This window comes from Bradyrhizobium septentrionale (genome assembly GCF_011516645.4).
In the GTDB taxonomy this organism is placed as follows: Bacteria; Pseudomonadota; Alphaproteobacteria; order Rhizobiales; family Xanthobacteraceae; genus Bradyrhizobium; species Bradyrhizobium septentrionale.
The window spans coordinates 8375422-8401633 of the sequence record NZ_CP088285.1 but is presented as its reverse complement, the minus strand read 5'-3'; the positions used below and the strand labels follow the sequence as shown (position 1 = coordinate 8401633).

Here is a 26212-nt window from a genome sequence, read left to right as displayed (position 1 = left end):
CGCGGGCTTGACCCGCGCATCCATCGCTCTTCAAAGAATCTTTCTGGATGGATGGCCGGGCATAGGCGAGCGGAAGCGACGCGGTCCTTCGGACGGCTATGCCCGGCCATGACAACTGGACACTACTCCTCCACCGGCTTTGCCGGTCCCTCATACGCAATGCCCCTGATCACGGCGGCATTGCCGAACTTCTTGCGCAGATTGTCGATGGCGCGTTCGGCGTGCGCCGAACGGCGGTCGAGCATGTCGGAATCGTTGGCCTGCGAGCCCGGGCGCAGCGCGCTGACGCCGGTGCCCATCAGGCGGAAGGCGGTGCCGTCGATCTCCTTCACCAGCATCTCGCGCGAGACCGCAAAGATCTTGGCGGCGAGCTGGGTCGGGGTCTGGATCGATTGCGAGCGGGTGCGCTGACGGAAGTCGGCGGTCTTCAGCTTCAGCGTGATGGTGCAGCCGGAAAGCTCAGAGGTCTTCAGCCGCGCCGAGACCTTTTCGGACAGTTTCCAGAGCAGCCGTTCGAGCGTTGCGAAGTCGCGGATGTCGGTCTCGAAGGTGGTCTCGCTCGAGATGGTCTTGGCGCCGCGGTCGGGCACCACCGTGCGGTCGTCGATGCCGCGTGCCAGCCGCCACAGCCTGCGGCCTTCGCTGGCGAACTGCTTCATCAACTCGTTCTCGTCGGCGCGCTGCAAATCGGCGATGATGCGGAAGCCGCGCTGCACCAGCTTCTCCTGCGTCGCGGGGCCGACGCCGTAGATGAAGCCGACCGGCTTGCTTGCGAGCATCTCGCGCGCCTCGTCCTGGTCGAGCGTGGCGAAGCCCCTCGGCTTGTCGAGGTCGGAGGCGATCTTGGCGAGGAACTTGTTGCAGGAAAGGCCGACCGAGACGGTGATGCCGATGTCGCGCTCGACATCGCGGGCGAATTTGGCGAGCACCTTGGCCGGAATCATGCCATGGACGCGCTGCGTGCCGGCAAGATCGAGGAAGGCCTCGTCGATCGACAGCGGCTCGACCAGCGGCGTCAGCGCCTGCATCGCGTGGCGCACCTCGCGTCCGACCCGGACATATTTCGCCATGTCGGGTGGGATCACGGTCGCATCGGGGCACAGTTCCAGCGCCTTGAACATCGGCATCGCCGAGCGGACGCCGTAGGTGCGGGCGACGTAGCAGGCGGCCGACACGACGCCGCGCTTGCCGCCGCCGATGATGACGGGGCGATCGGCGATGTCGGGATTGTCGCGCTTCTCGACCGTGGCATAGAACGCGTCGCAGTCGATATGCGCAAGCGTCAGCGCGGGCAGGGTGCGATGTCGCACCAGCCGCGGCGAACCGCAATGGCTGCAGCGCTTCACCTTGATATCGAGATCGCCGAGGCAGTCTCGGCAGAAACTGAGGGGGCCGTCGTGAGCTGCCGCGGCCGTCGTCACGGCACGTCGCGCTCCCATTGCGGGTCGCCCAGCACCTGACGGGCGGCAGCGATGTTGGTCGGGTGCAACTCGGAGGCCTTCGCGAACGCCGTCACGGTGGCGTCGTCGCGCATCACGAAATCGAGCACGCTCGCGAGAAATTGAGGGTCGGATGCGGCATTCCGCAGCGTCTCTGGACCGATTCCAGTCTCGGCCAGGAACAGGCCCAGCCGCTCGGGATCGCCGGCAATAAAACCGAGCGCCTGAATCGCAACGATTTCAGCAACTTCCCGGGGGTTGTGAACAGGCTTTTTCAACGCGCCGGTTTGCCTTTCCGTTAACTTATGGTCTCTATTGAGAGGCCCATCATGCCCGAGTCTTCCGCAGGTGTTCAAGCAACGGAAACCGCACCGCGGACGTTTGGACTACGGGATTAACGGGTTAGACCGATTCTGGCGCTAGTTTGAATTCACTTTTTCGACGCGCCCCAAGCGCGGTGCGTGAGGTGCCGCAGCGGGGCCTGTCTCCTGGGTTTGGGAGGGACGGGATGGCCAAAACCGTCCTGATCGTGGAGGACAACGAGCTCAACATGAAGCTCTTTCGCGATCTGTTGGAAGCGCACGGCTATCAGACTTCGGGCACCAGCAATGGCTTCGAAGCACTCGATCTCGTCCGCAAGCTGCGCCCCGATCTGATCCTGATGGATATTCAGCTTCCGCAGGTTTCCGGCCTCGAGGTCACGCGCTGGATCAAGGACGATCCCGATCTGCGCACGATTCCGGTGGTCGCGGTCACCGCCTTCGCAATGAAGGGCGACGAAGAACGCATCCGCGAGGGCGGCTGCGAAGCCTATTTGTCCAAGCCGATCTCGGTCGGCAAATTTATTGAGACTGTCCGACGCTTTATCGGATAGGGGAGTTGTGGTGCCATGTCCGCGCGTATCCTCGTCGTCGATGACGTTCCGGCGAACGTCAAGCTGTTGGAAGCCCGCCTGTCAGCCGAATACTTCGATGTGCTGACCGCTTCCAACGGGACGGAGGCGCTGGAAATCTGCACCCGCGCCGAATGCGACATCATCCTGCTTGACGTCATGATGCCTGATATGGACGGCTTCGAGGTCTGCCGCCGCTTGAAGTCGAACCCTGCGACCCATTTCATTCCCGTCGTCATCGTCACCGCGCTCGACAGTCCTGCCGACCGCGTGCGCGGCCTCGAAGCCGGCGCCGATGATTTCCTGACCAAGCCGGTGTCCGACGTCGTGCTGATCGCGCGCGTGCGCTCGCTGACGCGTCTGAAGATGATGACCGATGAGCTGCGCATGCGCGCCATCACCTCGCTTGAGATCGGCATGCAGGCGCCCGAGCGCAGCGCGATCGCTGACCGGGGCACGGGCGGCCGCATCCTGCTGGTCGACGACCGACCGTCGTCCTACGAGAAGCTGGCGCCGATCCTCTCCGCTGAGCACACCGTCGATGTCGAGACCAATCCGGCGGAAGCGTTGTTCCACGCTGCCGAGGGCAATTACGACCTGCTGATCGTGTCGCTCAGCCTCGACAATTACGACGGCCTGCGGCTGTGCAGCCAGGCCCGCTCGTTGGAGCGTACCCGCCAGGTGCCGATCCTCGCCATTTCGGATGCCGACAACAACGCGCGGCTCATGCGCGGCCTCGAGATCGGCGTCAACGACTACCTGCTGCGTCCGGTCGACAAGAACGAACTGCTGGCGCGCGCGCGCACCCAGATCCGCCGCCGCCGCTACACCGATCATCTGCGCGACAATGTGCAGAACTCGATCGAGATGGCGATCACCGATGCGCTGACCGGCCTCAATAACCGCCGCTACATGGAGAGCCACCTCGCGACGCTTGCGGAGCAGGCATCGGTCCGCGGCAAGCCGCTGGCGCTGATGATCCTCGACATCGACTACTTCAAGGCGATCAACGACACCTACGGCCACGACGCCGGCGACGACGTGCTGCGCGAATTCGCCGTCCGCATCCGCAAGTCGATCCGCGGCATCGATCTCGCCTGCCGCTATGGCGGCGAGGAGTTCGTGATCGTGATGCCGGAGACCGACCTGCATGTCGCCGGCATGGTCGCCGAGCGGCTGCGCCGCTCGATCGCGGGCGAGCCCTTTTCCGTCGACAAGGGCGGCAAGCGGATCACCGTCACGATCTCGATCGGGCTCACCACGCTGGAGCGCAAGGGCGAGCAGGTCACCGACGTGCTCAAACGCGCCGACACCGCGCTCTATCGCGCCAAGCACGACGGCCGCAACCGCGTGGTCTCGGCAGCGGCGTAACGTCCGCGTTTCACACCATCATATCCGTCGTCATACCCCGCGAATGCGGGGTATCCAGTACGCCGCGGCCTCTCGTTTCAAACGGCGCTGCCTCTGGAATACTGGGTCACCCGCATGCGCGGGTGACGACAGGATAGATGAACCTAACGCCCGCGCTTCACCGCGTCATAGGCCATCCGCTTGAACTCGAACGAGAACGGATGGACGAACGCCATCTGGCGCTGCGCCATCATGACGCCGGCCGTCCCGGTCTTCGGCGAGATCCACCACTGCGTGCCGGCGACGCCGCCCCAATAGAACTCGCCGGCTGCGTCGGGATGATCGATCGGCGAGGGCTTCTGGATCAGGCCGCCGGCAAGTCCGTGCACCTTGCCGGGTTGCTCGCCCATCATCGCGAAGCGGATCCACTGTTCCTCGGGCAACTGGTTGGACATCATCATTGCGATCGTGTCCGGCTTCAGCAGCGTCGGTCCGCCGGGCAGCAGGCTGCGGATCAGCGCGACCACATCGGGCAATGTCGAAACCAGACCGCCGCCGCCATTGAGCCGTGCGACCGGGCGCAGATAGGCGCCGGGGAAGGGCGCATTGTCGGTGCGGGTGAGACCCGGCTTCATCGGCTCCATCAGATCGGCGCCTGCGTAGTATGCAACAAGGCGACCCTGATCCTCTTGCGGAACGACGAAGCCGGTATCGACCATGCCGAGCGGATCGAGGATGCGTGCCTTGATGAACTTGTCGAAGGTCTGGCCGCTCACGACTTCCACCAGGCGTGCGATCACGTCGATCGCGAGCGAGTATTCCCACGACGTGCCCGGCTGATAGATCAGCGGCAGATCGGCCAGAACGTCGACCATCTCAGCCAAAGTGGTATTGGGATTGTGCACGCCGCGCTCGTTGAGCGCTTTGAAAATGACGGTCCCGGGATCGAAGAAACCGTAGCTCAAACCGGCGGTGTGGCTCAGCAGCTGACGGATGGTGATCGAGCTCTTCGCGGGCTCGGTTTGATCGATCGACGTCGCGCCTTTCAGCAGGACCTTGCGGTTGCGCAGCTGCGGGATGAATTTCTCGATTGGATCGTCGAGCTGGAAGCGGCCATCCTCGACCAACAGCAGTGCCGCGCAGGAGGTTATCAGCTTGGTGTTGGAGAAGACCCGGAAGATGTGGTCGGTGCGCAGCGGGATCTGCGCTTCCTTGTCGGCCCATCCGACGCAGCTGACCTCGACCAGCTCGCGGCCGACCATGACCGCCGACGAGATGCCGGACAGGAGATCGTTGTCGATATAACGCTGCATGGCCGCGCGCGCCGGCGCGAAATCGTAGCCGGTGGCCGTCACCTTCAGATCTTCCATGGTCGCTCCCTATTGCGCCGCGGGCTGCTTGTGCGGTCGCTGTCAATCTCGCCTGACGAAATATTCCTTCGGACGCCGTCGCGCGTTGTCGACCCTATCAACCAAACCGCGCTTCGGGACGCAACCGTATTCAGCCGCCGCGCTTCTTGTCCGCGTGATCGGCCTTGGCGACCTTGACCCCCGCATTCGCCAGCAAGACACGCGCAGCTTCCTTCGCGGCGCGCGCCATGCCGGGATCGTCGCGCACCAGGTCCTGCGCGATCGAGCCATCGACCAGCAGCGTGAGCTGGGTCGCCAGTCGCTCGGCATCGGTGACGCCGAGCTGCCGCAGCAGGTCGCGAAACCAGACCCGGCGGCTTTCCTTGAAGGCAACAGCGATGTTCTTGATAGTCCGGTCCTCGTCCTCCGGGCCGAGTTCGGCCACCGCGTTGACGAACGGGCAGCCGCGAAAATCCCGCGCTGAAAAGCGCCGCTCCAGCGAATCGAAGGTCGCGAGAATCTGCTCGGCCGGCGGCTTGTCGGAGGGGCGGGGCTGCACGAAGCGGCGCTGTAGGTAAGCCTCGATCAGCGCGTCCTTCGACGGGAAGTGATTGTAGAGCGTGCGTTTGCTGATGCCGATCTCGGCCGCGATGGTGTCGACGCCGATGGCGCGAATGCCTTGCAGGTAGAACAGCTTGTCGGCGGTCTCCAGGATCCGCTCTTTCATGGTCTGTTTGGGAGGCGGGGAAGCCATGCGCCAGCCGTGATCCTCTTTGCTTGACAGCTCGCCCCCTGTATAGCCTAAGTACACAGGTCTGTGTAACCAAAACAAGCGTGAATCGCAGCCTGCGGCACTCGTGCCGTGCCCATTTGGGAGAACAAGAACAATGCCCCTGTTGCAGGTCCTGCGTCCCACGCTTCCCATTCTGATCGGCGCTTCCATCATGCTCACGCTGAGCATGGGGCTGCGGCAGAGCCTCGGCATCTTCATGCAGCCGCTGACGCACGACATCCACATTTCGATATCCGATTTTACGCTGGCGCTGGCCGTGCAGAACCTCGCCTGGGGCTTTTTGCAGCCGCTCGCCGGTGCAATGACGGTGCGGTACGGCTTTCGACCCATCATGGTGGTCGGCGCGCTGCTCTATATCGCGGGCCTGGTGCTGATGACGACCGCGAACGGGCTGGTCAGTGTCATGATCGGCGGCGGCGTGTTGATCGGCACCTCGCTGGCCTGTACCGCGGCGGCGATTGCGATGTCGGTTGCCGCGCGGGCGGTGCCGGAGACGGTGCGCTCGACCGTACTCGGCATCGTCTCCGGTGCGGGCTCGATCGGCGCACTACTCTCGGCGCCGCTCGGCCAGATGCTCAATGAAGGATTCGGGTGGCGCGTCGGGCTCGCCGGCTTTGTGATCCTGTCGATCGCAATGATTCCGGCCGCCTGGTTCGCAGGGCGCGTCGACAACATTCCGCTGCCGAAGCCCGCGGCCGACGATATCGGCAACGCCACTGCGGCGACCGCGGCGAAGACCGCGTTCGGCAACGCATCCTTCGTGGTGATGACCTGCGCCTACATGGTCTGCGGCATGCAGCTCGTCTTCCTCACCACGCATCTGCCGTCGTATCTGGCGATCTGCGGGCTCGATCCAATGCTGAGCGCACAGACGCTCGGCATGATCGGCGGCTTCAACGTGCTGGGCTCGCTGTTCTTCGGCTGGGCCGGCCAGCGCTGGAACAAGCTGGCGCTGCTCGGCGCGATCTACATCCTGCGTTCGCTGGCGCTCGCCTGGTATTTCATGCTGCCGGCGACGCCTGGCTCGACGCTGCTGTTCGGCGCCACCATGGGCTTCCTCTGGATGGGTGTCGGTCCGCTGGTCGCGGGTGCGGTGGCCGAGATGTTCGGACTGCGCTGGCAGGCGATGATCCAGGGCCTCGCCTTCATGAGCCACCAGGTCGGCAGCTTCCTCGGTGCCTATGGCGGCGGGGTGATCTACGACTCGCTCGGCTCCTACACCATGGCCTGGCGGATCGGCGTCGCGCTCGGCCTTGCCGGCGGCATCATCCAGGTCGCCTTCGCGCTGATCCGGCCGTCGCAACCGCCGCTGCTCAAGGTCGCCTAGCTTCCGATCACGGCAAGGTGCCACGTGCGCGGGCAGTCGCCGGCGTCACGCTGGCGCTGATTGCCGGTGCGTTCGACGAGCGGATGAAGTTCTCTGCGATGCTCTGGTTCATCGGGTCGTGGGCGATCTTCGTCTACACGCCGATCGCATTGGCGGTACGGCAGGCGTTCTGGAGGGGAATGCCGGGCAGTTCATCAATCAGTGCATCGGCGTCGCGACCGTATTCGTGTATGATGCTATCGTGAGTCTGGTCATCCTGTTCGTGATCAATCTCTTCGTCGGGCTTCGCGTGACGCGGGATGTCGAACGGGAAGGGCTGGATCTCGCGCTGCACGGCGAGGTCGTGCAGTAGATTGGGCGGCGTTCCGCAAGGCCGGCGATGTTCGCCGGCCGGTACGGGTGAAAGCTGTTCGAGGTGATCCCATGAACTGGTTCTATTGGAACACAGCGTGGTCGTTGTTCTTCAGCCTGGTTTGGTTCATGACCATCACGCATAATCCGGATGCGCAAATCGCGGATGCGCATCTGCGTGATGAGGCGTTCAAGCGCTAGCGCCGGTAGTAGCGCCACATCCTGAGGAACGTCCTTCGCCCGGGGCGGTCCCGGGACGCATCAGGGATGACGCGTGGCTACAAAGCAAAAACGGGGCCCAAGGGGCCCCGTTTGAAACGTCAGAAGCAGGCGATCTTACTTGATCTTGGCTTCCTTGAACTCGACGTGCTTGCGCGCGACCGGGTCGTACTTCTTCTTGACCAGCTTGTCGGTCATGGTGCGCGAATTCTTCTTGGCGACGTAGTAGAAGCCGGTATCGGCCGTCGACACGAGCTTGACCTTGATGGTGACCGCCTTGGCCATGTGCAAAACCTCGAAAATGCAGGGATATCGGGAGCCGGCCAAATCGGCCCGCGTTTGGCCGGGAAACTAGCCATAAACCGAGGGAAGTCAAGGATTTCCCGGCCGAAACGGGCCTGATTTCGAGGCTTTTCGCCGCCAAAGGGGCGATTTTTCGTCGAACCTGGCGCACCGGACTCCCGACTACCGCCTGTTCCCGTTTCCAGTTGATGGCAGAGGACAGGATGCCGGTTGCAATCACCCATGACGGCCAGGGCGTGCGCGTCGAATGGCTGAAGCAGTGGTACTTCCGCCTGGCCTCGCTGCCGTTCCTCGCAGGCGGCCTCTACTTCGCTTACTACATCGGCCTGATCCTCAAGGCCGATCTGACCGGATCGGGCTACTGGAGCGAGGACTGGGTCGGGCTGCTGTTTCTGACCGGCTTTGCGCTGGTGATCGGCGTGCCCGGACTGATCCTGGCGACGCTGCGCTACTTCATCGAGGTCGACCCGATCTCGCGGCAGCTGGTCGTCACCAATCAGTTCGGTCCGCTGAAGTTTCGCAGCCTGCGGCAACTCAGCGAATTCAAGTTCATCAGCATCACCGATCACTCCGATCCCGATTGCAGCTTCACCGCGTATCACGTGAGCCTGTGCGGCGGCCGCGGCACGAGGCCGGTCATGGTGTCCTCCTTCAGCCGCCGCGACGAGGCGAACGCGTTTGCACGCACGCTCGGTGCCGAGCTGATGCTGCGGCCGAAGGACTATGTCGGCACCGAGCCCGACGCGGACTAGCATCAATCGGCGGGCCCTCGATCAACCCTCGAAGAACTGGTTCTTCGGCCGCGGAAGGCCCAGATTCTCGCGCAGGGTCTTGCCCTCGTATTCCTTGCGGAAGATCCCGCGCTTCTGCAATTCGGGAACGACCTTGTCGACGAACTCGAACAGGCCCTGCGGCAGATAGGGGAACATGATGTTGAAGCCGTCGCTGCCGCGGCCGGTCAGCCATTCCTCCATCTGATCGGCGATGGTCTGCGGCGTGCCGACGAAGGCGAGCCCGCCATAGCCGCCGACGCGCTGCGCGAGTTGGCGCACGGTCAGCTTGTCGCGCGCAGCGACATCGACGAGGCGTTGCCGGCCGCTCTTGCTGGCATTGGTCTCGGGAATCTCCGGTAACGGCCCGTCGGGATCGAAGCGGGACGCGTCGGTGCCGAGGATCACCGAGAGCGAGGCGATCGCGCTCTCGTAATGCACGCGGCTGTCGAGCAACGCGCGCTTCTCCTTGGCTTCCTCGACGCTGTCGCCGACCACCACGAAGGCGCCGGGCAGGATCTTCAGATGCTCGGGATCGCGGCCGATCTTCTCCATGCGGCCCTTGATGTCGGCATAGAGCTTTTGTCCGTCCGCAAGGCTGCCACCGCCGGTGAAGACGGCTTCCGCAGTCTCGGCCGCAAGCTGCCTGCCGTCGTCGGATGCGCCGGCCTGCACAATGACAGGCCAACCCTGCACCGGGCGGGCGATATTCAGCGGACCGCGGACCGAGAGATATTGGCCCTTGTGGTTGAGCACATGCATCTTGTCGGGATCGACGAACAGCCCGGACTCGACATCGCGCACGAATGCGTCATCGGCGAAGGAATCCCAGAGGCCGGTGACGACGTCGTAGAACTCACGGGCGCGCTTGTAGCGCTCGGCATGCTCCATGTGATCGTCGAGGCCGAAATTCAGCGCCGCGTCCGGATTGGACGTGGTGACGATATTCCAGCCGGCGCGGCCGCCGGAGATGTGGTCGAGCGAGGCGAAGCGCCGCGCGACGTGATAAGGCTCGTCGAAGGTGGTCGAGCCGGTCGCGATCAGGCCGATATGCTCGGTGACGGCCGACAGCGCTGAGAGCAGGGTGAACGGCTCGAACGAGGTCACGGTGTGGCTGCGCTTCAGCGCGTTGATCGGCATGTTCAGCACGGCCAGATGGTCGGCCATGAAAAATGCGTCGAACTTGCCGGCTTCGAGCTTCCGGATCAGCGTCTTGATGTGGTCGAAGTTGAAATTGGCGTCGGGCCAGGCCCCGGGATAGCGCCAGGCGCCGGTGTGAATGCTGATCGGCCGCATGAACGCGCCGAGCTTGAGTTGACGCTTCGCCATTGCCCCGTTCCGTTCTTGATGTCGTTAGCGGAACAGATAGGGAGCGCCGCGGACAACGCCATGAGGGTACTTAAGAAGATTCTTGCAATCTGGGCGACGAGCGGAGGATATTTTCAACCCGACGCCTTTGTCATCGTGGAGGGGACATGATCTATCCGGCAAGACCATGGCTGATCGCGGGCTTCCTGGTCGCGATCGCGCTCTGTCTCGGCAGACCGGCGCGGGCGCAGATCGTTGCGATCGGCGCGAGCAATGTCGCGGGCCGGGGCGTCAGCAGTTCGGATGCCTGGCCGGCGCAACTGGAAGGCATGCTGGCGGCGAAGGGCCGTCGCGTTCAAGTCACCAACGCCGGCATCAACGGCGATACCAATGCGGGCATGCTGGCCCGGCTCGATTCCGCGGTCCCCGCAGGGACCAAGATCGTGCTGCTCGACCGGGTCGGTGGCGGCTGGAACGCCAGGCGATTGCATCAAGGCGATCAAAATGCTGAGCTTGCGGCGATCGAGGCCCGGCTGCGCAGCCGGGGCATCCGCGTGATCCCGATGTGGTGGAATGCGGTGCTGCGCAATTATTTGCAGCCGGACCACATTCACTTCACGCCGGAGGGACACAGGGTGGTCGCTGCGCACATGCTGCCCTCGGTGATATCAGCCGTGCACTGACCTGACGCTGAGTCCGGCATTGCGGTGATCATGCCCCAAGCACGTCCTTGTGCATCTTGCCGCCGTAGAAATGGAAGAACGGCACCGGCGCGTCGTGGCGGAGCGGGCCGGTGGCGAGACGGCGGTCGAGCTCGGCGAGCACGTTCTTGGTCATGGCATGCGCATCGGCGAGCGGCTCGGAGCCGATCTCAACCCAGACCAGCTCGACCAGCTCGGCGTCGGCGTGCACCACGCCTTCGACGCGATGCGCGATCGCTGAGGCATCGGCGGTGAAGAAGCGGGTGTCGAAGCGGCGGACGCGGCCGGGCGGCGTGATCGCGCGCGCGATCAGGAACAGGCCGGACGGATCGGGCAGCAGGCCGGCGCCGGCGAACGGCGCCCAGGGTCCATCAAGCTTCGGCGTCTTCTCGACCTTGCGGCCGAGGCAGAGCCCGGTCTCTTCGCAGGCTTCGCGGATCGCGGCATTGGCGAGCGCACGCGCGCGGCCGGGCGTGATCTTCGGGCTGCCCTTGAGCAGATTGGCTTCCAGCTCCGGCGTGATCGGCGCTGCGACCGGCACGCGGTTGTCGGCCTTGTCGACGCGGCCGCCGGGGAAGACGAATTTGCCCGGCATGAATACCACCTTGTCATGGCGCTTGCCGACCAGCACCTTCGGCTTGGCACCGGAGCGATCGATCAGGATCAGCGTCGCCGCATCCTTCGGCCGAAAATACGCATGATGATCGGCTTCTTTTTCGCCCTGGTGGACAACGGCGGCAGGTGCGGCAGCTTCAGTCATTTCATCCCTTTCATTTCTTCTTGCGGCCCGGTTTAGCTAGACCGGCGGGATGTCGCTAGGGGCATTTTCGTCAAAGCCATGCATGCGCAGGGCCCATTGCAATCCAATCACGGCTCCCTTCACCGGCTGCAGCAGCGCCAGCGATGCGAACAGCGTGAACGGCAGATAGATCGCAAGTTGCAGCCACACCGGCGGCGAATAGTCGGTCTCGATCCACAGCGCGGTCGGTACCACGATATGGCCGACGATGACGATGACGAGATAGGCGGGCAGATCGTCGGCGCGATGCGGCGAGAAGTCGAGGTCGCAGACCGGGCAATGGCCGTCGCATTTGAGAAACTTGCGAAACAGTTTGCCTTTTCCGCAGCGCGGGCAGCGGCCAAGGAACCCGCGTTTCATCGCGCTCCACACGTCGCGCTTCTCGGGCTCGGCTCCGTCGCGAGTCCAGACCACTGTCGGCGGTGTCACTTCCATGACGTGCCTCGCTTCGATTTGCCGGGCTTGGACTTCGCCGGCTTGCGGTCCTTCTTGTTGCGCGCCTTCCGCTCCTTGTGCGCCTTCTTGCCAGTTCCCTTGCCTGGTCCCTTGCCAAATCCCGCGGCGCCACGTTCGGCCCTTGCGCCCTCGCGTTTTCTGCCGCGCGGAATTGCCTGGCCGCCGGATAATAGCTCAAAGCGCAGCGCGCCCGCCACTGGAGCTGCCTCGACCAGCCGGACGTCGACGACGTCGCCGAGCCGATACATGGTTCCGCTGCGCGAGCCGATCAGCGCGTGGCGGGTTTCGTCGTAGTTGAAATATTCGCTGCCGATGGTGCGGATCGGGATCAGGCCGTCGGCGCCGGTGTCATCGAGCTTCACGAACAGGCCGGATCGCGTCACGCCGGAAATGCGGCCCTGGAACGAGGCGCCGACCTTGTCAGCAAGGAAATGCGCGATCAGCCGGTCGGTGGTCTCGCGCTCCGCCTTCATCGCGCGGCGCTCGGTGACGGAAATCTGCGCCGCGATCTCGGCCAGCGTCTCCACGGTCTCATCGGTCGGCAAGGCGCCTTCGCCGAGGCCGAGCGCGCGGATCAGCGCGCGATGCACGATCAGGTCGGCATAGCGCCGGATCGGAGAGGTGAAGTGCGCGTAACGGCGCAGGTTCAAGCCGAAATGACCGTAATTCTCGGCGGAGTATTCGGCCTGCGCCTGCGAGCGCAACACCACCTCGTTGACCAGCGGTTCATAGTCCTCGCCCGAGACCTGCGCCAGCACGCGGTTGAACTGCGCGGGCCGCAGCGCACCCTGCTTGGTGAAGGGCAGGTCGAGCGTCTTCAGGAATTCCTGGAGGTTGTGAACCTTCTCCTGGCTCGGCTCGTCGTGCACGCGGTAGATCAGCGGCAGCGCCTTTTTCTCCAGCATCTCGGCGGCTGAGACGTTGGCGAGGATCATGAACTCCTCGATCAGCCGGTGCGCATCGAGCCGCTGCGGCACGATCACCCGGTCGACGGTGCCGTCGGGCTTCAACAGGATCTTGCGCTCGGGCAGATCGAGATCGAGCGGGTCGCGCTCGTTGCGTGCGAGCCTGACCAGCTCATAGGCCGACCACAGCGGCTTCAGGATCGGATCGAGCAGGGGGCCGGTGGTGTCATCGGGCCTGCCGTCGATCGCCGCCTGCGCCTGCGCGTAGGCAAGCTTCGCGGCCGAGCGCATCAGCACGCGATGGAAGGTGTGCGAGCGCTTGCGGCCGTCGGCGCCGATCACCATCCGCACCGCGAGCGCGCCGCGCGGTTCGCCCGGCACAAGCGAGCAGAGATTGTTGGAGATCCGCTCGGGCAGCATCGGCACCACGCGATCGGGGAAATACACCGAGTTGCCGCGCTGCAGCGCGTCGCGGTCGAGTGCCGAGCCCGCCCGCACATAGAAGGCGACGTCGGCGATCGCGACATGGACGATGAAGCCGCCCTTGTTGTTCGGATCGGGATCGACCTCGGCATGCACGGCGTCGTCGTGATCCTTGGCGTCAGGCGGATCGATGGTGACGAGCGGCACGTCGCGCCAGTCCTCGCGGCCCTGCAGCGTCGCGGGCTTGGCGTCTTCGGCTTCGCGCAGTGCAGAAGACGAAAACACCTGCGGGATGTCGTGGGTGTTGATCGCGATCAGGCTGATCGCCTTCTCGCTGGCGATCGAGCCGAGCCGTTCCTTGACCCGGGCGGAGGCTAGCCCGTAGCCGCGGGTGCGGATCAGGTCGACGCTGATGAGGTCGCCGTCCTCGGCGCCGCCGCTGTCGGCCTTGGCGATGTTGAGCTCGCGGCCGGCCTGCTTCTTGTCGACCGGGATCAGCCGGCCGCCGCCTTCAGGGTTGCGGCGGAAGATGCCGAGGATACGGGTTCGCCCGTGATCGATCACCTTGATGACGCGGCCGCGATAGGGCGTGCCGTCGCGCTCGTTGGTCACCTCGACCCGCAGCAGCGCGCGGTCACCGACGCCGGCGACGGTGCCGGGCTTCGGCCGCCGCGGCGTCTCGATGCGGATTTTCGGGGCGGTGCCGTTTTCTTCGGAGTCCCACTCGGCGGGCGTGGCGATCAACTCGCCGTCGCTGTCACGGCCGGTGATGTCGGCGAGCACGGTCGGCGGCAGTGCCGCCGGCTCGTGAATCTTGCGGCCGCGCTTGGCGACCGTGCCGTCGTCGGCGAGCTCGCGGAGGATCCGCTTCAACTCGATGCGGTCGGCGTTCTTCAGGCCGAACGCGCGCGCGATCTCGCGGGTGCCGATCTTGCCTGGATTGGCGCGGATGAAGGCGACGATGGCGTCCCGGCCCGGAAAGCCATGGTCGGGTTTTGGTTTCACTTATCCTCGTGCCTTGCCGGCGCTCTTCTTCGCGGGCGCTTTCGCTGGTGCCGATGACTTTGCAGGCGACGTCTTGGCACCCGAGGCGACCGGCGCGCGCGCCTTGCTGGTTGCATCCGTTTTCGGTTTCGCCGCGGCCTTCTTGGACGCCGCCTTCTTGGCGGGCTTCGCCTCGGCATCGCCGTCGGCCGTTTCGGCCTTGGCTTTTGCGGGCTTTGCCGCCTTCGCCTTCTTGCCCTTTGCCTTGCCGCCGCCCTTGGCCGCGCGCTCGTCGATCAGCGCGATCGCTTCCGCAAGCGTGACCTCATCGGGCGTCTTGTCGCTCGGGATCGTCGCGTTGACGCCGCCGGCCGCGACATAGGCGCCGTAACGGCCGTTCTTGAGCGCGACCGCGCCCAGCGTCGGGTGATCGCCGAGCGGCTTGCCCGGGTCGGCGCCGAAGCGGCGGCCGCTCGGACCCTTGGCAATCTTCTCCGCGATCAGCGTGACGGCGCGGTTCAACCCGATATCGAACACCTCGTCGCCGGCTTCGAGGCTGGCATAGGTCTTCTCGTGCTTGACGAACGGCCCGAACCGGCCGAGGCCGGCGGTGATCGGCTCGCCGGTCTCCGGATGTTTGCCGATCTCGCGCGGCAGCGACAGAAGCTTGAGCGCCAGTTCGAGGTCGACATCGGCAGGCGAGGTGCCCTTCGGAATCCCCGCGCGCTTCGGCTTCTCGCCTTCGGCGTAATCCTTCTGCTCGCCAAGCTGGATGTAGGGGCCGAAACGGCCGGCCTTCACCGTGACATCGAACCCGGTGTCGGGATCGGTGCCGAGCACGCGGTCGGCGCTCTCGGCGCTGTCGGCCGCCAGCGGCCTTGTGTAGCGGCATTCCGGATAGTTCGAGCAGCCGACGAAGGCGCCGAACTTGCCGGCCTTCAGATTGAGCCGCCCGGTGCCGCAGGTCGGACACTGCCTGACGTCGCCGCCATCCGCGCGCGGCGGATAGATATGCGGGCCCAGCATCTCGTCGAGCGCATCGAGCACCTCGGCGACGCGCAGATCCTTGATGTCGTTCACCGCGCCGATGAAGCCGCTCCAGAAATCCTTCAGCACCTGCTGCCAGGAAATCTCGTTGTTGGAGACGCGATCGAGCTGTTCCTCGAGATCGGCCGTGAAGTCGTATTCGACGTATCGCGAGAAGAAGTTTTCCAGGAACGCGACCACGACGCGGCCCTTGTCCTCGCCGTGTAGCCGCTTCTTCTCCAGCTTGACGTAGCCGCGGTCCTTCAGGACCTGCAGGATCGAGGCGTAGGTCGAGGGCCGGCCGATGCCGAGCTCTTCCATCCGCTTCACCAGCGAGGCTTCCGAGAAGCGCGGCGGCGGCTCAGTGAAATGCTGGGTGACCGCGAGGCTCTGGCGCTTCACCGCTTCGCCCGCGCTCATCGCGGGCAGGCGACGCGAATCCTCGTCTTCCTCGTCGTCACGGCTTTCCTGATAGAGCGCGAGGAAGCCGTCGAACTTGATGACCTGGCCGGAGGCGCGCAGCTCGAGTGTGCGGGCACCGGCCTTGGCTTCGATGTCGACGGTGGTGCGCTCGAGTTCGGCCGACTCCATCTGGCTCGCAATGGTGCGCTTCCAGATCAGCTCATAGAGCTTGGCCTGGTCGGTATCGAGGCGGCGGCCGATGGTGGCCGGGCGACGCGAAAGATCGGTCGGGCGGATCGCTTCGTGCGCTTCCTGCGCGTTCTTGGCCTTGGCCTGGTACTGGCGCGGCGCGTCCGGCACGTAGGCGTTGCCATAGTCCTCGCCGATCACCTTGCGGGCCTGGGTGATCGCGGACGGATCGATCTGGACGCCGTCGGTTCGCATATAGGTGATTAGACCAGTGGTCTCGCCGCCGATGTCGATGCCTTCATACAGCCGCTGCGCGATGCGCATGGTGTGCGCCGGCGCGAAGCCGAGCTTGCGGCTCGCTTCCTGCTGCAGGGTCGAGGTGGTGAAGGGGGCCTGCGGATTGCGCCGGGCCGGTTTGGCCTCGACGGTCGCAACCTTGAACAGCGCGGCCTCGATCGCCTTCTTGAGGTCCTCGGCTTCGGCGCCGGAGCCGATGTCGAGCCGCGCGATCTTCTTGCCGTCGGCGCCGACCAGCCGCGCCTCGAAGGCGTCGCCGCGCGGCGTCAGCAGCGTCGCGACCAGCGACCAGTACTCCCTCGGCACGAACTTCTCGATCTCGAGCTCGCGGTCGCAGACCAGCCGCAGCGCGACCGACTGCACGCGGCCGGCGGAGCGGGCGCCGGGCAACTTGCGCCACAGCACGGGGGAGAGGGTGAAGCCGACCAGATAGTCCAGCGCACGGCGCGCCATATAGGCGTCGACCAGCGCGCCGTCGATCTGGCGCGGCGCCCTCATGGCGTCGGTGACGGCCTGCTTCGTGATGGCGTTGAACACCACGCGCTCGACCTTCTGGTCCTTCAGCGCGCGCTTCTCCTTCATCACCTCCAGCACGTGCCAGGAAATCGCCTCGCCCTCGCGATCAGGGTCGGTTGCGAGAATCAGGCGGTCGGCACCCTTGAGCGCCTTGGCGATGTCGTTCAGACGGCCGGCGGCCTTGGCATCGACCTCCCAGATCATCTGGAAATTGGCGTCCGGATCGACCGAACCGTTCTTGGCCGGGAGGTCGCGGACATGGCCAAACGACGCCAGGACCTCGTAGGAGGATCCCAGATATTTGTTGATCGTCTTGGCCTTGGCAGGCGACTCCACAATGACGATATTCATGTCATTCCAATAGCTTACGGGAAAACTTGAAGGTGGGTCCCGCTAGACTCGCGGCCCGCCGTGTCGGGGCGAACATGGGTGCTGAGGCGGTCCCTGTCAAATCGCCAGATATTGAAGGGAGGGTCCAGGCTGTGGAGTTTCTATCCCAAGGGTTGAAAAATACGTCCTAGAGTTGCGGCCGGAAAGGGCGTATCTCTTTATATATAAGGTGGGAATCGGACTAGGCCTTTTGAGCAGCACAGGGGGCGGCCGGATGCGCAAGGCATCCGGCCGGCGACGACCGGCGGGCGACGAGACCGGTGGGGAGGGCGGTCCGGATGACGCCCTGGTCCTGATCGCAGCCGCCGCGACCGAACTCGCCAAACTCGCCCAGCGCCACAAATTCGAGGTCCTCGACCGGCTGTTCGCGATGGCCCGGCTGGAAGCCGACGAGCAGTTGCGTGCGCGCAGTCGAAGGAGGTTGTCGTGACAACCGGTGCCATCACCTGCGCATGCGGGTGATCCAGTATTCAGAGACGCCGGTGCTTGAGCCGAGAGGCCGCGGCGTACTGGATCGCCCGGTCGAGCCGGGCGATGACAGTGTGGGTGGGGACGTAGCTTCGCGTTCTCGCGACATGAATCGTCCGAGCTTTGCATTTCGTTTCGCCCTCCTCTCGCAGAGGGCGCAGGGAAAGCCGGGTGCCGATCGCACCCATGGGCCCCGAGCAAAAGGTAGAAAGCTCGGGGGTAGGACCACAGGTGTAACCGGAAACACTCCGGCTTTCCCTGCGCGATGGGTTACGGCTTATTTCGTGCTCTCCCCGGCGAGACTGGGCTTGCTTGTCGCCGCCTTCGCAAAGCGCTGCGTGCTATTGCGAGGGGACACCGGCCGCTAGGGCGTCAGGACCACACGACTTCACCGTCCGCGTTGCGCATGCTCGTCAGTCATACGCTCAGCGTCCACCGCATCCCACACCGCGTTCGTGACGATCGCGAAGCGCCCCTCGATCGGGTGAGACGGACAATCTATAGCACTGAGTTGTATTTCTGATAAAGCGAAATATTTCGCGCGCTAGGATTGACAGGTTTTGCTGAGTTGCCCGTCGTGTCGAATGGGCAACACCGGTCGCCATCCTGATGGATAGAGTTAGGCCGATACACGCCGCGCGCGCTTCGCGGCAGGCCGCGGCTTCAGCGCCGTGTCGGCGGCATCAAGCACGCGTCCGTCCTGCGAGAACAGCGCGAGTTTCTTCACCGGCTTGCCGTTGTCGCGGTCGACCAGGATGGTCGCGATCTCGTCCGGGTGCTCGTCGAACTCCTCGGTCCATTGCCGGAGCGCGACCAGGATCGGAAAGATGCCGTGGCCCTTCGGCGTCAGCAGATATTCCTGATAGGCGCTGCCGTCGGAGGCGGGGACCATCCTCAATATGCCGCGCTCGACCAGCGTGCGCAGCCGCGTGGTGAGGATGTTCTTGGCGAGGCCGAGGCTCGCCTGGAATTCCCCGAAGCGGCGCCGGCCGAGGCTGGCGTCGCGGATGATCAGCAACGACCACCAGTCGCCGAACACGTCGAGCGCGCGGGCCACCGGGCAAGAATCGCCTGCGAGGCTGGTTCGTTTCACGGCGCGGTCTCCAGAAGTTGGGCCATCACGGTCTTGTGTGGTTGCAATATTAAACCTGATGCCCTAGGTAGGCAATGAAGTTTAATAATGCAACCAACTGGAGGCGGACATGAGATTGGCAAACAAGACGGCGTTGATCACCGGCGGCAACAGCGGCATCGGGCTCGCGACGGCAAAGCTGTTCGTGGCCGAGGGCGCCAAGGTCGTCATCACCGGGCGCAACAAGGAGACGCTTGCGGCGGCGGCCAAGGAACTCGGGCCGAACGCGTTGGCGGTGGCGGCCGACGCCACCGATGTCGCGGCGCTGGAGGCCGCGGTGAAGCAGGGCGCCGAGAAGTTCGGCAAATACGACGTGCTGTTTGCCAATGCCGGCATTCCCGGCCAGACGCCGGTCGGCGGCACCACGCTGGCTACTTTCGAAAATGTGATCCGCACCAATCTCACCGGTGTGTTCTTCACCGTGCAGGCGGTCGCGCCCTATCTCAACGACGGCGCGTCGATCATCCTCAACGGCTCGGTGATTTCGGTGCTCGGCAATCCGGGCTACTCGGCCTATGCCGCGAGCAAGGCCGGCGTGCGCGCGATGGCGCGGGTGATGGCGTCAGAGCTGTCGCCGCGCAACATCCGCGTCAATGTGGTGGCGCCGGGCGCGGTGCGTACACCGATCTGGGGCGCGGCGATCGCAACGCCCGAGGCCGAGAAGGTGTTCGAGGCGCGGATCGGCAAGACCACGCCACTCGGACGCATCGGCGAGCCCGATCACATCTCGAAGACGGTGCTGTTCCTGGCGTCCGACGACGCGGCGCATGTGCAGGGGCAGGAGCTGTTCGTCGATGGCGGCGCAACGGCTTCGCCCGCCGGCGCGCCGATCTATCGCGGCTAAATTGTTTCTCATTGTAACGAACGGCCGGTGTGAAACGGTTCACACCGGCCGGTTTCGTGCGCGACTATCATTGCATGAATTGAACCTTTGACGTACTCGCCGGACTCCTGAATGGGCGGGGAATTTTTTCACCACGGAATCATTTGGAGTGCCGTCATGCCCAAAGCAGCTCGTATTGCTACTCCGATCAGAGTGTCGTCCGCGTCCGAGAATTCAGACACGGCACAGTTCGTGACGGTCGCGCTGTTTTCCGGCATCGGCTTGTTGATCTCTCTCGTCGCCGTCATCGCTGGCATTCAGGGCGTCTGGTTCTGAGGCACCCGGCGGGTCGCCCGCCCGTGCATGACGATAGCCGCTTGGCCAAGACCTTGCCCCGCGCACAACTGTTATACCCCGCGCATGCGGGGTATCCATACGCCGCGGCCTCTCGATTCAATAACGGCTGTCTCTGGGATACTGGGTCACCCGCTTTCGCGGGTGACGACAGCGGTTCTGGGGCTAGGCAGCGTTCAGGCTGCCGGCGGCCTGCAGTGCGCCTGCGACCGCCTTCTCGCGATGCTCGGGACCGACCTGGATGCCGTCGGCCGGGATGAATTCAAGATTCCTGACGCCGATGAAGCCGAACACCCCGCGCAGATAGGTCTCGAGATGCTCGAGGGCGGCCATCGGCGTGTCGGCGCCGTAATAGCCGCCGCGCGAGATCGCGATGATGACCCGCTTGTTGCCGGCCAGTCCCTGAACGCCGGTGGCGTCGTATTTGAAGGTCTTGCCCGCCACCACGACGCGGTCGATCCAGGCCTTGAGCTGGGAGGGAATGGTGAAATTGTACATCGGCGCGCCGATCACCACGATGTCGGCGGCGAGGAACTCATCCAGTACCGCCTGGCCGGTCGCGACATCGTCGCGCACCGACGGGTCCGGAGTGGCGCCCTGGCTCGCGGCCAAATGCAGGCCGGAGAGGTGGGCGAGCGGGGTTTTGGTAAGATCGCGGTAGCTCACGACGAGGCCGGGATTGGCCTGGCGCAGCCGCTCGACGGCGGCAGCGGAGACCTTGCGGCTGACGGAGTGGGGGCCGAGGACCGAGGAGTCGATGTGCAGAAGTTTCATGGCTGGGGTCACCTTTGGTATAGGTTTGTAACTGGCGCTATATGAGTGACCGCCCTAAATATGCGCAAGAACGCACATTTTTGAAACCCGAGCACAGCGATGAGACCTGAGAACATCCATGTGACTGCCCCGCCGCGGCGGCCGAGTCCCGATCACAGCGATTGCCGCGCGGTCGCCTCCGTGCTGGCGCGGGTCGGCGACAAGTGGAGCGTGTTCGTGATCATGATGCTGATCGACGGGCCGAAGCGCTTCAACGAATTGAAGCGCATGATCAGCGGCATCTCGCAGCGGATGCTGACGCTCACGCTGCGCGGCCTGGAGCGCGACGGCCTGGTGACCCGCACGGTGTTTCCGACCATCCCGCCGCGGGTCGACTATGAGCTGACGGATCTCGGCCGCGGGCTGGCGGCGCCTGTGAAGGCGCTCGGCGAATGGGCGTTCGCGCATCTGCCGGAGATCGAAGGCGCGCGCAGCAGTTTTGATGCACGGAACGAGTAGAGCCCGTTGTCGGCCATACCGTGATCCGTCATCCTGAGGAGCCTGCGCAGCAGGCGTCTCGAAGGATGCACGGCCCGGCTGGTGGCCGTCGATCCTTCGAGACGCGCTACGCGCTCCTCAGGATGACGGTGACAGATTGGCGAAAGCCGCCTGTTCGCAGTGCTAGTCTAAATCATCGACACCAGCCCGCCGCCGTGACGCTCGAGCCGGCCGGCAAGCTCCAGCTCCAGCAGCACCGCGCGGACGACGGCGGGCGAGACATCGGCCATCCGGATCAGATCATCGAGGCTGATCGGGCTCGGTCCCAGCAGATTGATGATGCGGGCGCGATCGGGCGCATCGGTGGCAAAGTCCAGCGGCTCGTCCTCCTCGCGCGCGCCGAGCATCACGGGGCGCTCCATGATCGGCGTCACCGCGCTGATGACGTCGGCCGCTTCGGTGACCAGCGTGGCGCCCTGCTTGATCAGATCGTTGGCGCCGGCGGCGCGCGGATCAATCGGTGAGCCCGGCACTGCGAACACCTCGCGGCCCTGTTCGGCGGCCATCCGCGCCGTGATCAGCGAGCCCGAGCGATGCGCGGCCTCCACCACCACGACGCCGAGCGAGGCGCCCGAGATCAGCCGGTTGCGGCGGGGGAAGTCGCGCGCCCGCGGCACGTTGCCGAGCGGCATCTCCGAGATCGCCGCGCCGCGCTCGAGCAGGGCGGCCAGCAGGTCCTCATGCTCCGGCGGATAGATCCTGTCGTGGCCGCCGGCGAGCACCGCGACCGTGCCGCTTGCAACGCTGGCGCGATGCGCCGCCTGATCGATGCCGCGGGCGAGGCCGGAGATCACGACAAAGCCGGCGTCGCCGAGATCACGCGCCAGCGTGCCTGCAAATTTCAGCCCGGCGCCGGAGGCATTGCGGGAGCCGACGATCGCGATCATCGGGCGCGTCAGGGCGTCGCGCGCGCCGCGCACGGCAAGCAGCGGTGGCGCGTCGTCGATGGTGGCAAGCCGCGCCGGATAATGCGCTTCCTCCGGCGCGACGAGATCGATGCCGTGCCTCGCACAGGCCGCGAGCTCCGCAGCCGCGTCGGCCTCGCTCGTGATGCGCCCGGGCCCCGACGCGCCGCCGCGGCGCGCGAGATCGGGCAGACGCTCCAGCGCATGCGCCGCATCGCCAAAATGGCGGAGCAGCGATGCAAAGGTGCGCGGGCCGACATTGTCGGACCGGATCAGCCGCAGGCGGTTGAGCCGCTCGGTGTCGGTGAGTTTTACAGCGCTGGGCGTCCGGTCATGCATGTGGGGCGTAGCTTCGCCCAACCTGGGATTGTGATCAACCACGACATTGGCGCAGTGGGCGTGACGCGCTACAAGCGGTCGCCAATTCAAGGAAGCCCCCATGATCTCACTTGCCGACCTCAAAGCGCGTATCGAGCAGGGCGCGCTGTCGCCCGAGGCCGCCATCGGCCAGTCGCTGGAGGCGATCGGCGCGCTGGAAAAGACCATCGGCGCCTTCGTCCGCCACGACGGCAAGGCGCGGGCGCAGGCTGCCGGGCCGCTGCGCGGTATTGCGGTCGGCATCAAGGACATCATCGATACCGCCGATTTCCCGACCGAGATGGGGGCTGCGATCTATCGCGCCCATCAGCCGCGCGCCGATGCGCCTGTCGTGATGGCGCTGAAGCAGGCCGGCGCCACCATCATCGGCAAGACCACGACCACGGCGTTCGCGGCGAACGATCCGACCGCCACGCTCAATCCGCACAATCACGCGCACACACCGGGTGGATCGTCGTCGGGCTCGGCCGCCGCGGTCGCCGCCGGGATGATCCCGCTGGCATTGGGCACGCAGACCGGCGGCTCGGTGATCCGGCCGGCCTCGTTCTGCGGCGTCGCCGCGATCAAGCCGAGCTACCGGCTGCTGCCGACCGTCGGCGTGAAATGCTTCTCCTGGACACTCGATACCGTCGGGCTGTTCGGCGCCGGCGTGCGCGATGTCGCGCTCGGGTTGGCTGCGATGACCAGGCGGCCGGAGCTTGTCGTGCCGTCATCGGTTGCGGCGCCGCGCATCGGCGTGGTGACGCAAGCCTTTGCCGGCGCGCCCGAACCATCCGGTGCGGAGGCGTTGCAGAAGGCGGCGCGGGCGGCGGAGCAGGCCGGCGCGACCGTTCGCGAACTCGCGATGCCCGAGATCATCGCGGAGGCGTGGCGGATCCATCCGGTGGTCCAGGAGTTCGAGGCGCATCAATCGTTCGCCTGGGAGTATGGCCAGCACTACGATGCGATGCCGCCGCTGCTGCGCGGCCGGCTCGACGAGAGCAAGGGCGGCACGCCCGCCGAGTATGATGCGGCGATGGACGTCACGCTGCGCGCGCGGCAGGCGCTGGCCGCGATCCTCGGCGAGGTCGACGTGCTGCTGACGCTGTCGGCGCCGGCTGCAGCGCCAGAAGGCTTATCGTCGACCGGCGATCCCCGTTACAACCGGCTGTGGACCTTGATGGGCGTGCCCTGCGTCAACGTGCCGACGCTGATCGCCGAGGGCGGATTGCCGGTCGGCGTCACCGCGATCGCGGGTTTTGGCGGCGATGCCAAGGCGCTGGCGGCAGCGAGCTTTGTGGAAGCTGCATTGGCAAAATAGGCCGCGTCATTCCGCGGCTCGCGAAGCGAGAACCCGGAATCCATCCCTCCACAAGTCATGCGGCCCAATGGATTCCGGGCCCGCGCCAAAAGGCGCGTCCCGGAATGACGGAGAGTTACTTCTTCTCGCCGATCTTGCCTTCGGTGCCGGCCTGCAGGCGCTGGATGTTTTCGCGGTGCGTGTAGAACAACAGCAGCGTCAGCACGGCAAACAGCGAGGCGAGCGCGTTGTGGCCGAACCACCACAGGAACAGCGGCGTCACGAACGCGGCGATCAGCGCCGAGAGCGACGAGTAGCGCGTGGTATAGGCGGTGCCGAGCCAGATCACGGCGAAGATCAGCGCCGCCGGCCAGAACAGCCCGAGCAGCACGCCGAGATAGGTGGCGACGCCCTTGCCGCCACGAAATTTGAGCCAGACCGGGAACAGGTGGCCGAGGAACGCGCCCAGCGCCGCCAGCATCGCGGCGTTCGGGCCGTCGATGGTGCCCGCGATGATGACGGCGACCGTGCCCTTCAGCATGTCGCCGATCAGCGTCGCCGCGGCGAGGCCCTTGCGGCCGGTGCGCAGCACGTTGGTGGCGCCGATATTGCCCGAGCCGATCGTGCGCAGATCCTGCGTGCCGGCGAGCCTGGTCAGCACCATGCCGAACGGGATCGAGCCGAGGAGATAGCCGATCAGGAAAGCGGGCAGCAGCATCGCGTCAGCAGACATCGCGGTGGTTCCCTGGACGGCCGGTCCGGTCGATTTCGGCCAACTCCGTCAATGAAATATTAACCATCAACCCGCACCATGGCCTTGGAAATGAGGGAGCTTATCATGGCTTCTGTTCGCAGGCGGCTGGAGCAGCTGTTCTTTGTCGTTTACGTCGCAGCTATCGTCGTCGGAACGACGATGGAAGCGATGTCGCAGCTCGCGGCGCGTTGAGTTCCATCCAGATTTAGAGCCTGTTCCGTTCTGATTGCATCGGAACGGGGCTCTAATTTTTTGTTTTGACGCGTCTTCCTCACGCGAACCGGTATCCACTTCGCTCGAAAACGCTTTAGCTTTAGACGTGCTCGTACACGGTCCGTCCGCCGACGATCGTCCGCGTCACGCGGCCGGAGAAGCGGGCGTCGTCGAACGGCGTATTCTTGCACAGCGATTTGAGATCGTCGCGGTCGAGCACCCAGGGCGTGTCGGCATCGATCACGATGATGTCGGCAGGGGCGCCTGCGCGCAGTGTGCCGCCGGGCAGGCCGAGTAGTTCCGCCGGCCGGGTCGACATCGCCCGGATCAGCGTCTTGAAATCCATCTCGCCATTGTGGATCAGCCTGAGCGCCGCCGGCAGCATGGTCTGCAGGCCGACCGCGCCGCTCGCCGCTTCCGCGAACGGCAGCCGCTTGACCTCGACGTCCTGCGGATTGTGATCGCTCATCACCACGTCGATCAGCCCGGAGGCCAGCGCTGCGACCAGCGCCCTGCGATCGTCCTCGGTGCGCAGCGGCGGCGCCAGCTTGAGGAAGGTGCGGTAAGGCCCGATATCGTTCTCGTTCAAGGTCACGTGGTTGATCGAGACCGAGGCCGAGACGTTGTAGCCGGAGTCGCGGGCGCGCTTGAGGATCTCCAGCGACTCGGTCGAGGTCAGCGAGGCCGCGTGATAGCGGCCGCCGGTCAGCCCCGCGAGCCGCATGTCGCGCTCGAGCATGATCGACTCGGCGGCGGTCGGAATCCCGGCAAGCCCGAGCCGCGTCGCGAATTCGCCCTCGTTCATGACGCCTTCGCCGACCAGGTTCGGGTCCTCGGTGTGGTGCACGATCAGCGCGTCGAAATCGCGGGCATAGGTCAGCGCGCGCCGCATCACCTGGGCGTTGGTGACGCTGCGGTCGCCGTCGGTGAAGGCGACCGCGCCGGCGGCCTTCAACAGGCCGATCTCGGTCATCTCCAAGCCCTGCATGCCCTTGGTCAGGGCCGCCATCGGATGGATGTTGACGATCGCGGTGTCGCGGGCGCGGCGCAGCACGAAGTCGACGGTCGCGGAATTGTCGATGACAGGCGAGGTGTCGGGCTGGCAGATGATGGTGGTGATGCCGCCGGCGGCCGCGGCCTGGCTGGCGGAGGCAAAGGTCTCGCGATGGCTTGCGCCGGGTTCGCCGACAAAGGCGCGCATGTCGATCAGGCCGGGGGCCACGATCTTGCCGGCGCAATTGACGATGTCGGTGCCTTCGGGGACACCGGCGGCGCCGATGCCGCGCTTGGCGTCACGGATCACGCCGTCGGCGATCAGGACATCGCCGGGACCGTCGAAGTCGCGGGACGGATCGATGACGCGGGCGTTGGCGAGCAGGATGGGGCGGCGGTCAGTCAGCATGGCG

At 65.2% G+C, this 26212-nt stretch carries 27 protein-coding genes; 12 read left to right on the top strand and 15 right to left on the bottom strand.

What is annotated here, in order from left to right; genetic code table 11:
- Positions 1 to 122: 122 nt before the first annotated feature.
- Both HAP48_RS41975 and HAP48_RS41970 read right to left on the bottom strand, forming a co-directional pair.
- Positions 123 to 1439: a DNA polymerase IV gene (locus tag HAP48_RS41975; protein WP_166205600.1), complete on the bottom strand. Its 1317-nt coding sequence runs from the start codon at positions 1437 to 1439 to the stop codon at positions 123 to 125.
- Positions 1418 to 1717, bottom strand: coding sequence for a DUF3572 domain-containing protein (locus HAP48_RS41970; protein WP_029083307.1), 300 nt, complete (start codon positions 1715 to 1717; stop codon positions 1418 to 1420). The genes HAP48_RS41975 and HAP48_RS41970 overlap by 22 nt, the downstream gene beginning before the upstream one ends.
- Positions 1718 to 1947: 230 nt before the next feature.
- On the opposite strand from HAP48_RS41970, the gene HAP48_RS41965 reads away from it, so the two are divergent.
- Together HAP48_RS41965 and HAP48_RS41960 are read left to right on the top strand one after the other, a co-directional pair.
- Positions 1948 to 2313: a response regulator gene (locus HAP48_RS41965; protein WP_016845968.1), complete on the top strand. Its 366-nt coding sequence runs from the start codon at positions 1948 to 1950 to the stop codon at positions 2311 to 2313.
- Between the two features lie 15 nt (positions 2314 to 2328).
- On the top strand, positions 2329 to 3702 hold the full coding sequence (locus tag HAP48_RS41960) for a PleD family two-component system response regulator (RefSeq protein WP_166205599.1): 1374 nt from the start codon (positions 2329 to 2331) through the stop codon (positions 3700 to 3702).
- Positions 3703 to 3845: 143 nt separating this feature from the next.
- Here the strand turns inward: HAP48_RS41960 and HAP48_RS41955 are convergent, their stop codons facing one another.
- Entirely contained in the window at positions 3846 to 5051 is a 1206-nt protein-coding gene (locus HAP48_RS41955; protein ID WP_224496817.1) for a serine hydrolase domain-containing protein, read from the bottom strand.
- Between the two features lie 130 nt (positions 5052 to 5181).
- The gene (locus tag HAP48_RS41950; RefSeq protein ID WP_166205598.1) at positions 5182 to 5784 is read right to left on the bottom strand and encodes a TetR/AcrR family transcriptional regulator; all 603 of its coding nucleotides are present in this window, start codon (positions 5782 to 5784) and stop codon (positions 5182 to 5184) included.
- Positions 5785 to 5917: 133 nt separating this feature from the next.
- On the opposite strand from HAP48_RS41950, the gene HAP48_RS41945 reads away from it, so the two are divergent.
- The 3 genes from HAP48_RS41945 to HAP48_RS50285 all read left to right on the top strand — a co-directional run bounded on the left by HAP48_RS41945 (position 5918) and on the right by HAP48_RS50285 (position 7702).
- Complete coding sequence (locus HAP48_RS41945; RefSeq protein WP_166205597.1) at positions 5918 to 7150, top strand: MFS transporter; 1233 nt, start codon at positions 5918 to 5920, stop codon at positions 7148 to 7150.
- Positions 7151 to 7268: 118 nt separating this feature from the next.
- Positions 7269 to 7502, top strand: coding sequence for a hypothetical protein (locus tag HAP48_RS41940; RefSeq protein ID WP_224496815.1), 234 nt, complete (start codon positions 7269 to 7271; stop codon positions 7500 to 7502).
- Positions 7503 to 7573: 71 nt separating this feature from the next.
- Entirely contained in the window at positions 7574 to 7702 is a 129-nt protein-coding gene (locus HAP48_RS50285) for a hypothetical protein (RefSeq protein ID WP_256375187.1), read from the top strand.
- 135 nt (positions 7703 to 7837) lie between these two features.
- On the opposite strand, the gene rpmG is transcribed toward HAP48_RS50285, so the two are convergent.
- Entirely contained in the window at positions 7838 to 8005 is a 168-nt protein-coding gene (gene rpmG / locus HAP48_RS41935; RefSeq protein ID WP_018271988.1) for a 50S ribosomal protein L33, read from the bottom strand.
- 221 nt (positions 8006 to 8226) lie between these two features.
- Here rpmG and HAP48_RS41930 point away from each other — a divergent pair, with 221 nt between their 5' ends.
- A complete protein-coding gene (locus tag HAP48_RS41930) occupies positions 8227 to 8775 on the top strand; it encodes a hypothetical protein (protein ID WP_166205596.1) in 549 nt (182 codons plus the stop codon).
- Positions 8776 to 8796: 21 nt separating this feature from the next.
- Here HAP48_RS41930 and HAP48_RS41925 read toward each other — a convergent pair whose 3' ends face one another.
- Complete coding sequence (locus HAP48_RS41925) at positions 8797 to 10122, bottom strand: LLM class flavin-dependent oxidoreductase (RefSeq protein ID WP_166205595.1); 1326 nt, start codon at positions 10120 to 10122, stop codon at positions 8797 to 8799.
- 146 nt (positions 10123 to 10268) lie between these two features.
- Between HAP48_RS41925 and HAP48_RS41920 the strand changes: the two genes are divergently transcribed.
- A complete protein-coding gene (locus HAP48_RS41920) occupies positions 10269 to 10784 on the top strand; it encodes a GDSL-type esterase/lipase family protein (RefSeq protein ID WP_224496814.1) in 516 nt (171 codons plus the stop codon).
- Between the two features lie 28 nt (positions 10785 to 10812).
- On the opposite strand, the gene HAP48_RS41915 is transcribed toward HAP48_RS41920, so the two are convergent.
- Genes HAP48_RS41915 through topA form a run of 4 tightly spaced genes read right to left on the bottom strand, consistent with a single transcriptional unit; the run spans position 10813 to position 17150 of the window.
- Positions 10813 to 11562 carry an NUDIX hydrolase gene (locus tag HAP48_RS41915; RefSeq protein ID WP_166205594.1) on the bottom strand — a complete coding sequence of 250 codons (750 nt, stop codon included), beginning with the start codon at positions 11560 to 11562 and terminating at the stop codon, positions 10813 to 10815.
- 36 nt (positions 11563 to 11598) lie between these two features.
- Complete coding sequence (locus HAP48_RS41910) at positions 11599 to 12036, bottom strand: DUF983 domain-containing protein (RefSeq protein WP_166205593.1); 438 nt, start codon at positions 12034 to 12036, stop codon at positions 11599 to 11601.
- Positions 12027 to 14390 carry a ribonuclease R gene (gene rnr / locus HAP48_RS41905; RefSeq protein WP_166205592.1) on the bottom strand — a complete coding sequence of 788 codons (2364 nt, stop codon included), beginning with the start codon at positions 14388 to 14390 and terminating at the stop codon, positions 12027 to 12029. The genes HAP48_RS41910 and rnr overlap by 10 nt, the downstream gene beginning before the upstream one ends.
- Positions 14391 to 17150 carry a type I DNA topoisomerase gene (topA, locus tag HAP48_RS41900; protein ID WP_166205591.1) on the bottom strand — a complete coding sequence of 920 codons (2760 nt, stop codon included), beginning with the start codon at positions 17148 to 17150 and terminating at the stop codon, positions 14391 to 14393.
- Positions 17151 to 17403: 253 nt separating this feature from the next.
- Here topA and HAP48_RS41895 point away from each other — a divergent pair, with 253 nt between their 5' ends.
- The gene (locus tag HAP48_RS41895; protein WP_166202850.1) at positions 17404 to 17619 is read left to right on the top strand and encodes a hypothetical protein; all 216 of its coding nucleotides are present in this window, start codon (positions 17404 to 17406) and stop codon (positions 17617 to 17619) included.
- A gap of 657 nt (positions 17620 to 18276) precedes the next feature.
- On the opposite strand, the gene HAP48_RS41890 is transcribed toward HAP48_RS41895, so the two are convergent.
- Positions 18277 to 18750, bottom strand: coding sequence for a winged helix-turn-helix transcriptional regulator (locus tag HAP48_RS41890; RefSeq protein WP_166205590.1), 474 nt, complete (start codon positions 18748 to 18750; stop codon positions 18277 to 18279).
- Between the two features lie 109 nt (positions 18751 to 18859).
- On the opposite strand from HAP48_RS41890, the gene HAP48_RS41885 reads away from it, so the two are divergent.
- Both HAP48_RS41885 and HAP48_RS41880 read left to right on the top strand, forming a co-directional pair.
- Complete coding sequence (locus HAP48_RS41885) at positions 18860 to 19633, top strand: SDR family NAD(P)-dependent oxidoreductase (RefSeq protein ID WP_166205589.1); 774 nt, start codon at positions 18860 to 18862, stop codon at positions 19631 to 19633.
- Positions 19634 to 19789: 156 nt separating this feature from the next.
- Positions 19790 to 19948 (top strand): hypothetical protein, encoded by a 159-nt coding sequence (locus HAP48_RS41880; protein ID WP_165123978.1) that lies wholly within the window; start codon positions 19790 to 19792, stop codon positions 19946 to 19948.
- Positions 19949 to 20131: 183 nt separating this feature from the next.
- On the opposite strand, the gene HAP48_RS41875 is transcribed toward HAP48_RS41880, so the two are convergent.
- Complete coding sequence (locus tag HAP48_RS41875) at positions 20132 to 20740, bottom strand: FMN-dependent NADH-azoreductase (RefSeq protein WP_166205588.1); 609 nt, start codon at positions 20738 to 20740, stop codon at positions 20132 to 20134.
- Between the two features lie 99 nt (positions 20741 to 20839).
- Here HAP48_RS41875 and HAP48_RS41870 point away from each other — a divergent pair, with 99 nt between their 5' ends.
- Entirely contained in the window at positions 20840 to 21238 is a 399-nt protein-coding gene (locus HAP48_RS41870; RefSeq protein WP_166205587.1) for a winged helix-turn-helix transcriptional regulator, read from the top strand.
- 167 nt (positions 21239 to 21405) lie between these two features.
- Here the strand turns inward: HAP48_RS41870 and dprA are convergent, their stop codons facing one another.
- Positions 21406 to 22521: a DNA-processing protein DprA gene (gene dprA, locus HAP48_RS41865; protein WP_166205586.1), complete on the bottom strand. Its 1116-nt coding sequence runs from the start codon at positions 22519 to 22521 to the stop codon at positions 21406 to 21408.
- A 100-nt stretch (positions 22522 to 22621) separates the two neighbouring features.
- On the opposite strand from dprA, the gene HAP48_RS41860 reads away from it, so the two are divergent.
- Positions 22622 to 23860, top strand: a complete 1239-nt coding sequence (locus tag HAP48_RS41860) for an amidase (RefSeq protein WP_166205585.1) — start codon at positions 22622 to 22624, stop codon at positions 23858 to 23860.
- 115 nt (positions 23861 to 23975) lie between these two features.
- Here HAP48_RS41860 and plsY read toward each other — a convergent pair whose 3' ends face one another.
- The gene (plsY, locus tag HAP48_RS41855) at positions 23976 to 24572 is read right to left on the bottom strand and encodes a glycerol-3-phosphate 1-O-acyltransferase PlsY (RefSeq protein ID WP_166205584.1); all 597 of its coding nucleotides are present in this window, start codon (positions 24570 to 24572) and stop codon (positions 23976 to 23978) included.
- 334 nt (positions 24573 to 24906) lie between these two features.
- On the bottom strand, positions 24907 to 26208 hold the full coding sequence (locus HAP48_RS41850; protein ID WP_166205583.1) for a dihydroorotase: 1302 nt from the start codon (positions 26206 to 26208) through the stop codon (positions 24907 to 24909).
- Positions 26209 to 26212 lie beyond the last annotated feature (4 nt).

Excerpts from the sequence above, each read along its gene's own strand:
- HAP48_RS41975 (WP_166205600.1), bottom strand. The coding sequence starts at position 1,439 with ATGGGAGCGCGACGTGCCGTGACGACGGCCGCGGCAGCTCACGACGGC.
- HAP48_RS41965 (WP_016845968.1), top strand. The coding sequence starts at position 1,948 with ATGGCCAAAACCGTCCTGATCGTGGAGGACAACGAGCTCAACATGAAG.
- HAP48_RS41960 (WP_166205599.1), top strand. The coding sequence starts at position 2,329 with ATGTCCGCGCGTATCCTCGTCGTCGATGACGTTCCGGCGAACGTCAAG.
- HAP48_RS41955 (WP_224496817.1), bottom strand. The coding sequence starts at position 5,051 with ATGGAAGATCTGAAGGTGACGGCCACCGGCTACGATTTCGCGCCGGCG.
- HAP48_RS41950 (WP_166205598.1), bottom strand. The coding sequence starts at position 5,784 with ATGGCTTCCCCGCCTCCCAAACAGACCATGAAAGAGCGGATCCTGGAG.
- HAP48_RS41945 (WP_166205597.1), top strand. The coding sequence starts at position 5,918 with ATGCCCCTGTTGCAGGTCCTGCGTCCCACGCTTCCCATTCTGATCGGC.
- HAP48_RS50285 (WP_256375187.1), top strand. The coding sequence starts at position 7,574 with ATGAACTGGTTCTATTGGAACACAGCGTGGTCGTTGTTCTTCAGCCTG.
- rpmG (WP_018271988.1), bottom strand. The coding sequence starts at position 8,005 with ATGGCCAAGGCGGTCACCATCAAGGTCAAGCTCGTGTCGACGGCCGAT.
- HAP48_RS41930 (WP_166205596.1), top strand. The coding sequence starts at position 8,227 with ATGCCGGTTGCAATCACCCATGACGGCCAGGGCGTGCGCGTCGAATGG.
- HAP48_RS41925 (WP_166205595.1), bottom strand. The coding sequence starts at position 10,122 with ATGGCGAAGCGTCAACTCAAGCTCGGCGCGTTCATGCGGCCGATCAGC.
- HAP48_RS41920 (WP_224496814.1), top strand. The coding sequence starts at position 10,269 with ATGATCTATCCGGCAAGACCATGGCTGATCGCGGGCTTCCTGGTCGCG.
- HAP48_RS41915 (WP_166205594.1), bottom strand. The coding sequence starts at position 11,562 with ATGACTGAAGCTGCCGCACCTGCCGCCGTTGTCCACCAGGGCGAAAAA.
- HAP48_RS41910 (WP_166205593.1), bottom strand. The coding sequence starts at position 12,036 with ATGGAAGTGACACCGCCGACAGTGGTCTGGACTCGCGACGGAGCCGAG.
- topA (WP_166205591.1), bottom strand. The coding sequence starts at position 17,150 with ATGAATATCGTCATTGTGGAGTCGCCTGCCAAGGCCAAGACGATCAAC.
- HAP48_RS41895 (WP_166202850.1), top strand. The coding sequence starts at position 17,404 with ATGCGCAAGGCATCCGGCCGGCGACGACCGGCGGGCGACGAGACCGGT.
- HAP48_RS41885 (WP_166205589.1), top strand. The coding sequence starts at position 18,860 with ATGAGATTGGCAAACAAGACGGCGTTGATCACCGGCGGCAACAGCGGC.
- HAP48_RS41880 (WP_165123978.1), top strand. The coding sequence starts at position 19,790 with ATGCCCAAAGCAGCTCGTATTGCTACTCCGATCAGAGTGTCGTCCGCG.
- HAP48_RS41875 (WP_166205588.1), bottom strand. The coding sequence starts at position 20,740 with ATGAAACTTCTGCACATCGACTCCTCGGTCCTCGGCCCCCACTCCGTC.
- HAP48_RS41870 (WP_166205587.1), top strand. The coding sequence starts at position 20,840 with ATGAGACCTGAGAACATCCATGTGACTGCCCCGCCGCGGCGGCCGAGT.
- dprA (WP_166205586.1), bottom strand. The coding sequence starts at position 22,521 with ATGCATGACCGGACGCCCAGCGCTGTAAAACTCACCGACACCGAGCGG.
- HAP48_RS41860 (WP_166205585.1), top strand. The coding sequence starts at position 22,622 with ATGATCTCACTTGCCGACCTCAAAGCGCGTATCGAGCAGGGCGCGCTG.
- plsY (WP_166205584.1), bottom strand. The coding sequence starts at position 24,572 with ATGTCTGCTGACGCGATGCTGCTGCCCGCTTTCCTGATCGGCTATCTC.
- HAP48_RS41850 (WP_166205583.1), bottom strand. The coding sequence starts at position 26,208 with ATGCTGACTGACCGCCGCCCCATCCTGCTCGCCAACGCCCGCGTCATC.